At 38.9% G+C, this 13,118-nt stretch carries 11 protein-coding genes and 1 pseudogene; all 12 read right to left on the bottom strand.

Annotated elements, in window-relative coordinates; all coding sequences use genetic code 11:
- Positions 1-108: 108 nt before the first annotated feature.
- Positions 109-378 carry a hypothetical protein gene (locus MYP_RS14540; RefSeq protein WP_045464789.1) on the bottom strand — a complete coding sequence of 90 codons (270 nt, stop codon included), beginning with the start codon at positions 376-378 and terminating at the stop codon, positions 109-111.
- 219 nt (positions 379-597) lie between these two features.
- Complete coding sequence (locus tag MYP_RS14535; RefSeq protein WP_156140646.1) at positions 598-870, bottom strand: hypothetical protein; 273 nt, start codon at positions 868-870, stop codon at positions 598-600.
- Between the two features lie 754 nt (positions 871-1,624).
- Positions 1,625-2,062 (bottom strand): hypothetical protein, encoded by a 438-nt coding sequence (locus MYP_RS14530; protein ID WP_045464785.1) that lies wholly within the window; start codon positions 2,060-2,062, stop codon positions 1,625-1,627.
- 4 nt (positions 2,063-2,066) lie between these two features.
- A complete protein-coding gene (locus MYP_RS14525; protein WP_045464783.1) occupies positions 2,067-4,034 on the bottom strand; it encodes an RHS repeat domain-containing protein in 1,968 nt (655 codons plus the stop codon).
- Between the two features lie 502 nt (positions 4,035-4,536).
- Complete coding sequence (locus MYP_RS14520) at positions 4,537-5,154, bottom strand: hypothetical protein (RefSeq protein WP_156140644.1); 618 nt, start codon at positions 5,152-5,154, stop codon at positions 4,537-4,539.
- Between the two features lie 103 nt (positions 5,155-5,257).
- A pseudogene (locus tag MYP_RS14515) lies at positions 5,258-6,229 on the bottom strand (RHS repeat-associated core domain-containing protein); the annotation flags it as partial.
- Between the two features lie 271 nt (positions 6,230-6,500).
- The gene (locus MYP_RS14510; RefSeq protein ID WP_045464778.1) at positions 6,501-6,821 is read right to left on the bottom strand and encodes a hypothetical protein; all 321 of its coding nucleotides are present in this window, start codon (positions 6,819-6,821) and stop codon (positions 6,501-6,503) included.
- Positions 6,822-8,115: 1,294 nt separating this feature from the next.
- Positions 8,116-8,961 (bottom strand): tyrosine-type recombinase/integrase, encoded by an 846-nt coding sequence (locus MYP_RS25150; RefSeq protein WP_081990531.1) that lies wholly within the window; start codon positions 8,959-8,961, stop codon positions 8,116-8,118.
- Positions 8,951-9,844: a tyrosine-type recombinase/integrase gene (locus tag MYP_RS14495; protein ID WP_045464774.1), complete on the bottom strand. Its 894-nt coding sequence runs from the start codon at positions 9,842-9,844 to the stop codon at positions 8,951-8,953. The genes MYP_RS25150 and MYP_RS14495 overlap by 11 nt, the downstream gene beginning before the upstream one ends.
- A gap of 133 nt (positions 9,845-9,977) precedes the next feature.
- The gene (locus MYP_RS14490) at positions 9,978-12,698 is read right to left on the bottom strand and encodes a CHC2 zinc finger domain-containing protein (RefSeq protein ID WP_045464772.1); all 2,721 of its coding nucleotides are present in this window, start codon (positions 12,696-12,698) and stop codon (positions 9,978-9,980) included.
- Positions 12,698-12,937: a hypothetical protein gene (locus MYP_RS14485; RefSeq protein WP_045464770.1), complete on the bottom strand. Its 240-nt coding sequence runs from the start codon at positions 12,935-12,937 to the stop codon at positions 12,698-12,700. Before MYP_RS14485 ends, MYP_RS14490 begins: the two co-directional genes overlap by 1 nt.
- Positions 12,934-13,118 (bottom strand): hypothetical protein (locus MYP_RS14480; protein ID WP_045464768.1); only part of this gene is annotated, 185 nt, incomplete at its 5' end. The genes MYP_RS14485 and MYP_RS14480, both read right to left, overlap by 4 nt.

The following is a 13,118-nucleotide window of genomic DNA, read 5'->3' as shown; positions in this document are numbered from 1 at the left end:
TATTAAAAAGGCTCAAGCTTCTACATTGAAGGTCGAGCCTTTTTTATTTTATATCTCTCCCTGAACAAGTATCCTTGCACTGAAACTTGGTATATCACCATACTTGATTTACTCCGCTAATAATATGCTTTTACCAGAAACAAACCACTCATCAGTCTCATCAAGGAATTCTTTAATTTTAAAAAAATTACGTTCAAATCTTATTTCACATATGGATTTCCAACCTTTTGGAATAGATTCCCATTTCACATTGAACTCTTGGGTAATGTTTATAATTTCTGCATCAACCCCACAGATAAAGTTTTTATCATTATTAAATACCGTTCCGAATTTAGCTCCTATAAAAACTTCATATTCGCTATAACAAACAAAAACCAAGCACTATTCGAAGTATTATAACCATTTATTGTTTCAAGTGCCTCATTTGACAGTATGCTATTAAGTGAGATAAAGACCTTATTTAATTCCATCATTAATTTTATAGAACATTGCAATGTTTTCAGGCTTCATTAAATATATAAACTGAATGAACCTTTCTGAACAAATCAGACAAGTAATAGCCATAAGACTTAAGTAAAACAAGTTTACTATGTATCTTTATTGATTTTTGGGAATAAACAACAAAACCGTAAGAATTACTGAAACCCCAAAAAATATAACATTAAACAAATGAGCATTTCTTAACTTATCAAGTTGGCTTCCATAAGATCTATTCTCAGGAAACATTCTCTCTTTTCTTATTTGATTAAAGCTTAAAAACTTTACTACATTAATCTGCAAGCCACTTTGGTAAAGTTTATACTTCAGATAATGAGTCCCCATGTCTGAAACTATTGTGAACCCGAAAGATATAAAAAGCAATAGTTTCATTTTATTCAATAGTTTTCTCAATTCTATTCAATTCGAATAAAAGCATTAGCATCATCAGCAGGGAATTTATTAAATCACCTCAATATCCATAATGGAACCTTCTACCCTAACACCCTATCGAGATAAATCAGAAGATTTATCTAAACTTGGGAACACTATTAGCATCCACTAACAAAGGGAATCCAGCTCGCATCATAAGCAAAATCTACCGATACTTTGTCATTAGTTCCTTTGAAGATAACCTTCCGGATCTTACCGTAAACCGTCCATTCGATGCGGTCAATCTCCTCCTTCTCATCCCTGATCAGGTTGCCGATCTCGTCATACCAGCTCCGGCTTTTTTAACTCTATTACTTTATCATAATTTCCGTCTGGTGAAGACACCAGCCGGGGAGTAGTCGGCAGACCTGGTGTGAGCGGGGATAAAAGGACTTACTCCTATCGAAGCTTATACCCAAAAACTCCCCGATATGAACTTTTCAGAACAAATAAGACAAGCCAAAGCCATAAGACTCGAACAAAACAGAAAAAGTACCTGTCCGAAGTGTTAAAATACTTCTTTCAGATACTTTTTCTTCTTATACTTTTTAAAATTCCTTCTTAAAAAGAACCGCCTTTCGAACTCACTTATCTACTACCCTCAACCTTTTCATTTTCATCAACTTCGTTGTATCGAAGTCTTATTTACGGAAAGATTGTGGGAGTTGCGGCACAATTTCCGTCTGGTGAAGACACCAGCCGGGGTGTATGACATTTACAATCCTTTTTTAGCAGGCATAGTCAGTGATTTAAAAAATATTAAATAATCAATTATTCCTGTGACTACTGCTACAACTATTCCAAAAATGAAATATTGAAAAACATTCCTTTTATTCTCTATTAGAATGTCAATATCAAACTTGGAATAATGATAATACATTTCTGAGATAACTGCAATTATGACCAAGATGGTAGAAATACTTGTTATGATCATCAATTGAACAAAAAGTTTTGCAAAATAAGACTTTTGTAATATCCCATAAAAAATTATAGATACATATATATAATTCAATATAGCAAATGGCACAAAATAGCTTAAACCTCCAATTAGGACAACGTATAAATAATTTTGTTCTGAAAATAATGCAAGTATTGAAAATGATATCAATATCACAGCAAAAGTCGTAAGCAAAACCTTTACAATCTTCTTCATAAAGTTATTTCTTCTTTAAGTAATCCTCCGTCCAATCAATTCGCTTAGAGATATAAGGGTTAACAGTAGCTTGACCACCATTATCATTCACATATTTCACTACGTTTGCCATAACCTGTGGCCACAACCTTTCTGCACCTGGAAATACTAACGCATTGTCTAAAAGAGCATCGGGGCCACCCCAAGGTCTATCAGCACCTCTTGTAAAAAAGGTATAACCTTGATTTTGATTTGGAATCAAACCAAATTGCCTATTTCCACAAACGGGATGACCTAAATCTTGTAATGTAAACACAGGAGAAAATACCCAATAGTTAGGTTTAACATCAGTAGCAATTACAGATAATTCGTCTAAGTTAGGGGTAAATGGACCTCCATCGCCAAATAAGGGAATCTCAAATGTCATTACAGAACCAATTGCATCTTTGGATTTCCATTTTGCCCCTTCATCACTATCATAGGCTGTAAAGTTAGTACCACTACCAGTTTTAAATTGTGCAAAGTTTTGACGTATGTATTCATACAATTGTTCGGGGGAAGTACCAGTTGGAAGTTTAGTTATACTTACCGAATAGTAATCTAAATTTAATTGATTCCCATAAGCTTCTTCTATTGGTTGTAACATAAGCCCTGTTACTCTTTCTGCTGCTGCATCCACTACTGCATTTGAAGGTTTTAACGGTATTAAATCTGCCCATGGGGAAAAGTCTTTACTTTTATTTTGCGCATTCACATTATCCTTATCTCCAGTAAGAGTATTATCGATTTCACCTGAATTAACATCCACACTTTCTAGACCCTCAAGTTCAAAACAATGTATTACTTTATTTTCTGCAAAGGCGTATGGGCTATTCCATGAAAAGTCCTTAAACATTGGATCTATGCTTAAAAATCTACCAATACGAGGATCATGTATTCTATATTCAAAGGAATATGCATTTCCCGTTCCATAGATTTCATTATCCATTTCTTGACTCTGATACCCATAACGGTAGTTATTCGAGTTAAATGACTTCGCGATCATCCCGAAAGGATAATAATCCATAGCAGAAACCACATCCACCTGATTATTAACATCTCTCAACTCTCCTATTACAGATCTTACGTTACCCAAATGATCCGTCAGTTCATAAGATCTAACCTCATTTCTCAGTACTCCCAACCTTGAACTACCGTAGATGTATTGTTCATCTAATGTTAAAGAACCTGCTGAAGGAATTTCATAAGTACTCATGACATTTCCCTGAGCATCACGAATATAGAAAGTTTTTGTAATATTTCCGTCCTTATCCGTCACAATTTTCACTGTCCGGTTTCCGGATGCATCATATTCAAAGCTCAGATTTGATTTCGAGCTTCCTCCTTCCCTTGTTACTGCTTTTATTTTACCATAAACGGTCCATTCGATTTTCTTGATCTGCTCCTGAACATCTTTATTCAGGTTACCTATCTCATCATATTCATAGTTATCTGTTCCCTGGTTATCAATATCAGAAATATGAACTCCAGCCATCGACAGAAGATCAGAAACAGATCTTAGTTTATTGGTATTGGCAAGGTAGCCTGCTTTCTTGTTTTCATAGTTATAGCTCAGCTGATCAAACTGAACGCCACTTTCATTGTATCTGTTCAGGCTTGTTATGTTGCCATTGGCATCATAAGCATAAGTGTTTTTATAGGCGTCATTTCCAGGAGTCTTGCCCGATTTAATCCTGTTCAGCTGATCGTATTCAAACTGCTGGGTCCAGGCCTGATAAACGCGCTGCCCGCTGACAGTTGTGTAGTTTACTTCCTTATTCAGACTTGTCCAGGTAGCAATATTGCCATTGTACAAACTGGTATTTTTGCCCTGATCATTCAAGGCTACAGGGGTAGTCTGCAAGCCCTGAGTACCTCCACCAATAGCTGAATAATCCTTCTTACCATCCTTATCATAGTATCCTAGTGCATAACTGAACTGATCTCCTTTCACTCCTTTGATCCAGCCTTGTAGTGTATAGGCATAGTTCTGAACTTCAATAGCGTTTCTTCCTATCTTCGCCTGAGCAAGAGGGCCATGCGCATAATAATCGTACTCTGCCTCTTTACCCAGTTTACACCATCCGTACTGGTAGATACTTGAGTGATTCTGTTATCTCCGTCATATTCATACTTATGAACCAGCTGATCGTTCTTTCCTTTCTGATAGTAAACATAGTCAATAATTCAATGAACGACTTTTATTATTAACCATTATCATTAATAATCCATATAAGAACAGAAAAAGTACCTACTATGAAATGTTAATTAACTTCTAGTAGATACTCTTCATATTTTACTTTAAAGAATTTCTTTCGAAAACCGAACGTTTTCGGACCTATTGGTAAATTATTCTCAATCTATTCATTCTCATTCATAGACTTCTTTCATCAGAAGTACTGCTTACATATAGATTACAACAGTTGTGACTCTAAAAATGAAATTAAAATACTAAATTACATTCCACCAAATATTGTTTCCATATATGTAAAATAATCTACCTTCTTCTCTTTATTCATTAATTCTATTAACTCTTTCGTTTCTTTTCGATTAAATGAAATCAAATTTTGTAGAACATTATTTTTTTTATTCTCCAACCCATTATTATGATATATTATAGCAAGCAATGTTAACTTATAGTAGTTATTATTATTTTTTTGGGCATAACTATCAAGAAGCTCCAACTTAGTAATATCTTTATCCCAGAGAGCAATTAACCCATCAGCTATATTTCTATATAACAAACTATCAGTTAATTTATATAAAACAGAATCACTCTTACAATTTTTAAGTAAGTTAACATAGGATTCCCTCCATCTACTTTTATCATCATAAGCAGAGTTATTAAGAAAATATTCATTATCATAAACATATAAAATTGTTTTACTGAATGATTCCTTAGTATACAAAGAATCTGGAGTTTGCCCACATACTTCATAATCAATAAGTGCTTTATACAAATATTTCTCCAACTCTTTTCTCAAAGTGGGACGAGATTCAATTTTAACATCCACATAAAAACCATTTCCGCATTGACTTGTTAATTGAGTTGAATCAAAAGATACCAATGTCATCTTATTTGGTTTTGCCCCATTATGTTTATCTGTTCTGACACAATCGGTCATCAACACTAATATTATTAAGGCGTAAAAAACTTTTAGTCTAAAGATTAACATATTATTCATTCTTTATAGGATCTACAGTTCCTCCATTATTATTATTGGAATCTGTATTAGTATTTGCATTTTGTTCAGTATTAGTATTTGTATTCTCTTCAGTCGCAGTTGTAGCTGCAGTTGCAGACTTTTTCAATTGATCAACTTTAATTATTATAACATCTGAATTTCCTGCATCATTATCGGCTTTTCTAAAATCTTTAATCTTCTTCATAAATTCCTTCTGAGTATCTCCTGAATTTGCCTTTAAATTTGTATTATCAATTGTTTGTCCTGTTTCTGTAGTTTCAAATTGCCCAGACCCTACACATAGCAAACAACCATCTGAAGCACCTTTAAGATGGAATTGTACATATTTTCTATTTTGCAAAACCCTGTCATCAGCCAATCCTTTATATGAGTCATATCCATCTTCCCTATTGCCAGACATAGGCGTAATCTCTAATACATTATCGGTACCAGACCATCTGCTCCTAATTTTTCCTAGGAAAATTTCACCGTCTTCAGATGGATCAAATGTAACTTCAGTTGGATCCGCATCTGGGTTGTCTTTATCACCTCTATAGGCAATCCTTGTATAATAGAACGTTGCTGTACTACCAGCCTGATTGGTAACATCAATTCTATAAACATTTACTTCTTTTGTTTTTTGAGTTGTACCACTTGATACTTCATCTGAGGAAAATAAGTTAATATCTGTCGTCCCAACTTTTATGGCTGTTACATGAACAGTTACTGTATCACCAGAAGGATCAATAAACAAAAGGGGATTATTGAAAGCAAAACTATAAGGTGAAACGCTTGGATATTTATTAGAATAATTATCAACAGCCAACCATTTACCTAACCTAGGATCATAAAGTCTAGCTCCAAAATCATAACTATTTCCTCCACCTTTTAGCTCATCATCCTTTTCTTTTCCGTTAAATCCATATCTATAATTATTGGAGTTGTAAGCTTTAGCGATCATTCCGAACGGATAATAATCCGCGCCGGAATCGCTGCCTCCTTATGCTTGCTTAGGCCTGTTTTTTTTCAGTGGCTCTGCTTTCAATGCCTCCCCACTGTTGTATTCAAAGAACGTTTATACTCTGCAAGTTAATAAAAAATCAGTATTTAAAAGCTCTCTGGCAAGTTGTTTTTATCTTCCCGACACTTTCCTCATTTGAAGATAAAAAAGCTCCTGTAAGACTTCTGATTCATCATAAGAAGTAACGGGGCTGCCGCCCCGTTACTTCTTTTATTTAAAGCCCTTTCTTTTTCTTCTCCTCCTTCCAGTACTTGCTCCATTCTTTCAGATAAGCTTTGCGGTAGCTCTGGTATTCTTCCATACGGCTGTTTCCATAATTATAAAATGCTTTCCGTACGTCATCCAGTCCGCTGAACATGCCATCAATCTGATTATATTCGAACAGGTGCATTCCATATCCGCAGCGCATAAAATATTCTGCTGCCATGTGCCTTTCATCGCTTCCGCTGCTTGCATTTTCCTGTGAAAGATCATTTATAAAGCTTTGGATCACGCTTTCAGGTGTGGTTTCCAGAAGGTCGCAAAGCGTCTGCATTTGAACGGGAACGTTGATTGTGATTTTCTTTTCATTTGAGTTTTGGATTTCAGTTGAACTTTGATTTTCATGTTCTCCTTTCCTGCTATGTCTTCCGGGCTTGCCCGCTTATTTTTTCAAAAGAAAAAACAGAAAAAAAGAAAGCGCTTTTTTCAGGGCGGGCACGGGTAAAAAGCAAGGGTTCCGACCGCTTTACGGCGGGTCAGCACGTGGGACGGCTAAACGGGCGGGTTCATTGCTTTTTAATCAGGGCGTGGCTTTGCGGGTGTGCCCTGCCCTAACTTTGTGCTATCTTTTTGTTTGTTGTTTTTATTTGTGTTGACTGTCGTTTTTAAAGGTTGGGATCAGTCAATCCGTGAAGACTGGATGCTCAAAAAAAAGCCCCCTAAAAAGGGAGCTCTGATAGTGCTAACTGCCACCTGCCAACCTGGATACTATACTCGTGAACACCGCCTAAACGAGAGAAGCGGATACGGAACGAAGGAGAAGGACAAACACCGCCAAGTAGCCACCAGCCACCTATGCGATAACGAAACGAATACTTAAACATAATGCCCCATCCACACGGGTCGGAGAGACAAGTGCAAGGGCGGAAGGAAAAAAATACTACCCGGTGGCTGTGCGGTTGGTGCGTGTGAGGGTGGAGATTTTTTTTCTTTCCGGCGAAGCGCATCCTTGTGCTTGTCGGTTCCGCAGCCCGTAACTTTGCTTTATGTTTGGGTATGAGGGAACTGTACTCTACCGCGTCCTTTGATAGAGAGCTTTTTTTAGTCAACCCGAAGCAGGTATCTAAAAGGCTCCAGTCACCAGATACAGGCAGTCAACCTGCTCGCCTATGCGAGCGCAACAGCGGCCGGCCGGAAGAAGCGACCCACGAGGGGAGCGACCGGCCGTGTCCGGTGGTGCATAGCAGGCGAGCAATAACTCAGGCTGCGGGTGTACGGGGCTTTGCTGACTGAGTGAGGCACGAACGAAGGAAGCGAAGACACGGACACAAGAGCAGCCGTGAGGAAGCCCGGAGCGTGTGAAGGAAGGCAGAGCGGAACAAGTACTGCCGGAGGCACGCAAGGCTGTACTTGTGGAGCGGTGATGCAAGGCTGAGAGAGGAAGGGTGAAGGGTGGGTTTGTGCGGTTGACCCTGCACGAACGAACGCCTTGCAGCACTGCCTGACGGAACTAAGCGAGGACTGCACGAACGCCTTTATACCTCTATGCGTGTCCGCCAGTTGGCGGAACGCAAGGCCCGTGCGGTGGGTTTGTGCGTTTGGCTTAGTGCGGGTTTGGGATTTGGATCTCAGCTTCCCAGGTGGTGCTTTTCAAGTTCTTTCTGCAAGTCTTCAAGGTCGGTGCTTTTATACCTTTCCGTACTGCTTACATACTTATGTCCTGCAAGGTACTGAACCTGTCTTATGTCGTACTGCTTTATCCAGAGGCTTATTCTGCTTTGTCTGATCTGGTTTGCATTGATCAGGAAGGCATGGTTCTTTCTGAGCTTTCTTATTAGTTTGTCCTGGACGTTCTGTAAGTCGCTTTCTTTGCCTGTTCCGGTAAACAGTGTTTTATTTTTCTGTTCTCTTTTTGTTAGGTATTCGTAAAGGTCTATAATCTGTCCTGCTTCCAGTGGCAGGATTCTTCTGTCTGTCTTACCTGTGCCCGGTACTTCTATTTTACCTTCTCTCAGTTTAAGATGATGAGGTTCAAGTATTGCAAGATCATTACTTAAAAGGCCCTGCCAGACCATCAGGCCCAGTATGGCTTTTTGCTGTATTTCCGCTTCTTCTTCAGGCGTAAAGTTATCGTAAAGTTCTTTCAGCTGCTCTTCATTTAAAAGATCATGAGGAACGGTTTTTCTGCTGCCTTTTACAAAAAGTCCTGCTGCCGGACTGCTATTTACTTTTCCGATGTATTTCAGGTAATTGTAATAATGCCTTATTGCTGTTAGCTGCTGATTGATAAAACTGTTACTATGTTCTTTCTTCCGACAGGTCTTAATATAATCTAAAAGGTCGCTGTAAACGATTTCTTCTTCTTCCTGGCCTCTATCCTTCATCCAGTCAAAAAATGGCCCTAAAAGCTTCTTATACCGTATTATCGTATCAGAGCTTAATTGCCGGGTCTTCAGATAATCTTCAAAGGTCATTGTTCATTATATGGGTATAGATTTGAGTACTTTCCAGACTTTCATGCCCTAAAAACAGGGCGATGTTCTCAAGACTCATACCGCTTTCTAAAAGGTGGGTGGCAATAGTATGACGTAAGATATGAAGGCTTATTACTTTGTTGATCTCTGCTTTTTCTGTCAGCTGTTTTAATCTGATATTCAAGCTTTGGCTTTCCGGCCTCTCTCCTCTTTCTGTTAAAAAGAAAGCTTCTTCATATTCTTCTTTCACTAAAAAAGGCCTCCCATAAAGCAGGTAACTCTCTATATCTTCTTTTACCTCTGCTGTCATTGGTACATAACGCTCTTTATTGCCCTTCCCATAGCGTACGTACAACAGATTCTTATCCGTTAAAATGTCTTCTCTGTCAAGGTTGATGCCTTCATTTCTCCTTAGTCCGCAGCCATAATAAACTGCTAGCATGGCTCTGTCTCTTAGTCCCATCGGGCTGTCTTCCGTTGCTTCATACAGCTGCTTTATTTCTTCCCTGCTTAATATTTCCGGGATCTTTCGTTTATCTCCGGTAATGACAATATCCGCATCAAAACTTTCCTGATCTGTATTTCTCAGGTATTCGCTCAAGCGTTTTATGGCCTGAAGATGCTTTAATAAATAGTTGTTGCTTAATGCTCCTGTCCTTCTTTGTCTTGGACGTTGTTTCAGATAAAGGAAGTAGCTTTGAAGGGTTTGAGGGGGTATACTTTCTATTCTTAGATCGCTCTGTTCAAGCCAGTAGAAGAACTCTTTTATATGAGCTGGAAGGCTGTTTACTGTTGAGGTTGAGTAACCTGTTACCTTTAACCATTCCTTAAAGCCGGATTCAAGTCTTTTGTGTTTTTCCTCTTTTAACTTTAACTTTTTCATGCCGTGCCTTTTACAAAAAACAGTACCCCCATCCTCATTCCGTGTTATACTTGTTATACTGTTATACTTAATTTATTTATCCTGTTTTACAATAACTTAACTTGCCGTTGCTCCGCTTTTTTTAGTGTTATACTTATGTTATGCTTCTGTTATACTTCCCATCAGGGTACTTTTGCCACAGAACAGACAATGTATCATCCATGATATTTAAAGCACTCTGAAGGACTTTATAATCATCCCAGGTCGTGATTGTATATTCATAGCCTGTCTTCTGATTGCCCCCCGCCTGTTTCAGATAGCCCCTTGCCTGAAGCTCTGTAATCCGGCGATTGAACTGCATAGGATGCATTCTGAACTGTTCTCTGATTTCCTTACCTGTAAAGGTATCTCTGTTGGTCTGTCGCACTGTGGATTTCAGGGATTCAAAGAACTCTCTTACTGCTCCGCTCAGCTCATCAGATTTTCTAAGTAAACTTTCTTTGCTTAACAGGTTGGCCAGCTCCACATCTTCCAATGTGGTTTCTATATAATATTCCCCTGCACGGCTCTGCTTTATTTCACGCTGGTACTGATGAAGGAAGGTGATAGACTGTATTAATGTAATATAATGCGTGTTCGTTCTCAGTTTCTTGAACACGTATTCAGGTAGCTTCAATGAGGGCTGGAAGGGATTTATTACTTTCAGATTGTGGTTTAACATACGTTGTATGTTGTGTACTTTCTGAGCTGTTTGTTTTGCTGAAGTAGTATCTGTAAGTCCGGCAGCCTGTTTGTTCTGATAGTCCAGAACTGCATCCTGATGCGCTTTGCTTTCATTCACATGTATTAAAAAGGAGCGGTTTGAGTTATCTTCATAGATCTTGTCTTTGGTAGTGGCTCCGGCTATACAGATCGGTCCTTCTGCCTGTAAATGTACCTGTTTAAAGGCTCCTGTTCTCGGATCACTTTCCGTTACAAACTTGCTTATCCTCTGTGCTGTCATAAACTCCCTTAGTGGCAGTAATGCTTTATAACTTCCGTCAAGGTCTTCCAGTAACAGGATCTTGTTTTTCCAGAAGCTTCTATAAGGCGGTCTGAACAGTACGTTTTCTGTTAAAGCCGTGGTTTCATACTTACATTCTTCCGGTACCAGTTTTAAGATCGTTTTTAATAGATTCGTCTTTCCGCTTCCTGAACTGCCATGTACCAGAGCATGAAGCGGACTATCAAAGTATCTTGTTAAAAAGATCAGGAACAGCAAAAGCCCGTTATCTGTCTCTCCTATCAGTCCGCATTGCTGCATGGAGTAACGGAGGCTCTTTACAAGAGATTTGTCTTTAAGATGTTCGATTGCTTCTTTCTGCTCATTCCCGCTCAGTTCCACTTTCTCAGGTCTGTTCTGTATCGCTGCTTTTTCTTTCTGATCAAGGCGGTAGTTTTCTACTTCTTTTGTAAAGTCCTGCAAAATGTTTTTTAAAAATGTTTCCAGTACTCCCAGTTCTTCACAGGCATTCTGAAGGAACTGCTTAAAGCTCCTGTTGCTGTATAAGTTCACATCATCCCGGAAGCTCTGACCGCTGCCTTTGTTTTCAAGACTCAGACTTAGTTTTAATCTGTGTAAGTTGTGCTTTTCTATACCGCCCCAGATTGTTATTTTAACGGCTTCTGTTTCGTAGGTAATTTTATCGGGATTAGTGATGTCTAAGCTGTCAGAACTAGGATATATGGGATTGGAGGATATACAGGATTTTGGTTCTTGCAGGGTTTCCGCTTCTGTTAAAAGAGATCTGTTTTCTGTTGAAGCAATCTGTTTTTCAAGCGTTGTACGCTGGCTTAAAAGATGAGGAAACAGTTCTGCTGCTTCCTCTGCGTGGCCTTGTGCAAGACTATTGATGTCTTCGCCTTCAGGTGTGGGAACTATTGTAGTGGTAAGTTTTAAGTTATAAGTTTTAAGTATTTCGGATATCCGCTCTGCTCCTGCTCTTCCAGCATCGTCTCCATCAAAAAAGAAGATCACTTCTTCTAATCCTTTTAATACTTTGATTATTTCTTCATGCTCTATTGTAAAACCATTCGTGCCATAACAGGCCAGTATCTCATACTCTTCTTTTAATATATATTGCGCTAAAGTTGCAGCATCTATAAGGCTTTCCGTTAGTATCAGTCTTTGTGTTTCTGCTTTAGGATAACAGGGATATAAACCCTGATGTCTCCCTTTAAGATAGTAGTGATTCTTTCCTGCTATGCTACGCCCGTAAAGATTGACGATTTGGCCGGACTTGTTTCTGATCGGGAAGATCAGACAGTTCCTCAATACAGGACTAAGAGTTTTATTCTCCTGCTCTGTAAGCAGGCCGATTTCAAGGCCACTGGCTTTTAAAGCTGTATTCCAGTTTCTATGGTATCTTTCTTCTAAAAAACCTATTTCAAGTTTTATATAATCAAGGTTCCTTTCTTTACAGTATGCCTGTCCTTTGTTGCTCCGCTGCAAGCTCTGGCGGGCTTCGCTCATGACTTTTCCTAATACTGCAATACGGGCAAGATTCGATTTTCCTGTTTCTGCCTCCAACTTTACCGCTTTTAAAGACTGAGGTCGGGAGCTTTGACCAGCAAGGGATTTCGCCTTGTTGATGGCTTCCCCTTTGCTGCATTGCTCTTTGTACATAATAAACTCTATTACATCAAGACTTCGGCCGTGAGTTGTACAGTTAGCTGAGAAGCAGTAGGCCGTATCGGTCTTATAATACACCTGCATGCTCGGCGTCTTGTCCTCATGGAACGGACAGTTCAAACGGTGGTTCTTGTCAGGCTTTAGCCCGTAATAGTCCAGTACTGTACTTATTGCAAGGCTTTCCTTGATTTCCGATATCTCCATTACTTAGGATGGTTTAACAGATCATGTATGCTTTTCATTTCTCGGTCCAGTTCGCTCAGTACTCCCTGAAGCCTTGCGAACTCTCCAAGTATATCTCCTTTATCATATTGCTCATAGCCTCTGCCTTCTATCTTCTCTCTTATAAGACACAACTGGTAAAGGCTCTGGCTCATTCTTAAGCTCTCACAAAACAGCTGTCCTAATCGGAACCTTAATTCTCTTGTCTTTTCTGCTTTCATGGCTGGTGAAGGATTTCAGGATAAACAATGAGACTTTTCAATATGTACAGCTTTTCGTAATGACGAACCGTACTCTTTAAGGCTTCCGGATCATGTCTCAGCTGTAATACCATTCTTAACATAGCTTCGTCGAGGGCCATAGCAAACGCCTCAGGGCTACAATAGTCCTTTAAAAGGGTTT

This window comes from Sporocytophaga myxococcoides (genome assembly GCF_000775915.1).
Classification (GTDB): Bacteria; Bacteroidota; Bacteroidia; order Cytophagales; family Cytophagaceae; genus Sporocytophaga; species Sporocytophaga myxococcoides_A.
The sequence above is the reverse complement of the archived record's forward strand: the minus strand, read 5'-3'. Positions and strand labels throughout refer to the sequence as shown.

What these genes read in the sequence shown, in the direction of transcription:
- MYP_RS25150 (WP_081990531.1), bottom strand. Translation starts at nt 8,961, where the DNA reads ATGACCTTTGAAGATTATCTGAAGACCCGGCAATTAAGCTCTGATACG.
- MYP_RS14520 (WP_156140644.1), bottom strand. Translation starts at nt 5,154, where the DNA reads ATGACATTGGTATCTTTTGATTCAACTCAATTAACAAGTCAATGCGGA.
- MYP_RS14485 (WP_045464770.1), bottom strand. Translation starts at nt 12,937, where the DNA reads ATGAAAGCAGAAAAGACAAGAGAATTAAGGTTCCGATTAGGACAGCTG.
- MYP_RS14510 (WP_045464778.1), bottom strand. Translation starts at nt 6,821, where the DNA reads ATGCAGACGCTTTGCGACCTTCTGGAAACCACACCTGAAAGCGTGATC.
- MYP_RS14495 (WP_045464774.1), bottom strand. Translation starts at nt 9,844, where the DNA reads ATGAAAAAGTTAAAGTTAAAAGAGGAAAAACACAAAAGACTTGAATCC.
- MYP_RS14490 (WP_045464772.1), bottom strand. Translation starts at nt 12,698, where the DNA reads ATGGAGATATCGGAAATCAAGGAAAGCCTTGCAATAAGTACAGTACTG.
- MYP_RS14535 (WP_156140646.1), bottom strand. Translation starts at nt 870, where the DNA reads ATGAAACTATTGCTTTTTATATCTTTCGGGTTCACAATAGTTTCAGAC.
- MYP_RS14530 (WP_045464785.1), bottom strand. Translation starts at nt 2,062, where the DNA reads ATGAAGAAGATTGTAAAGGTTTTGCTTACGACTTTTGCTGTGATATTG.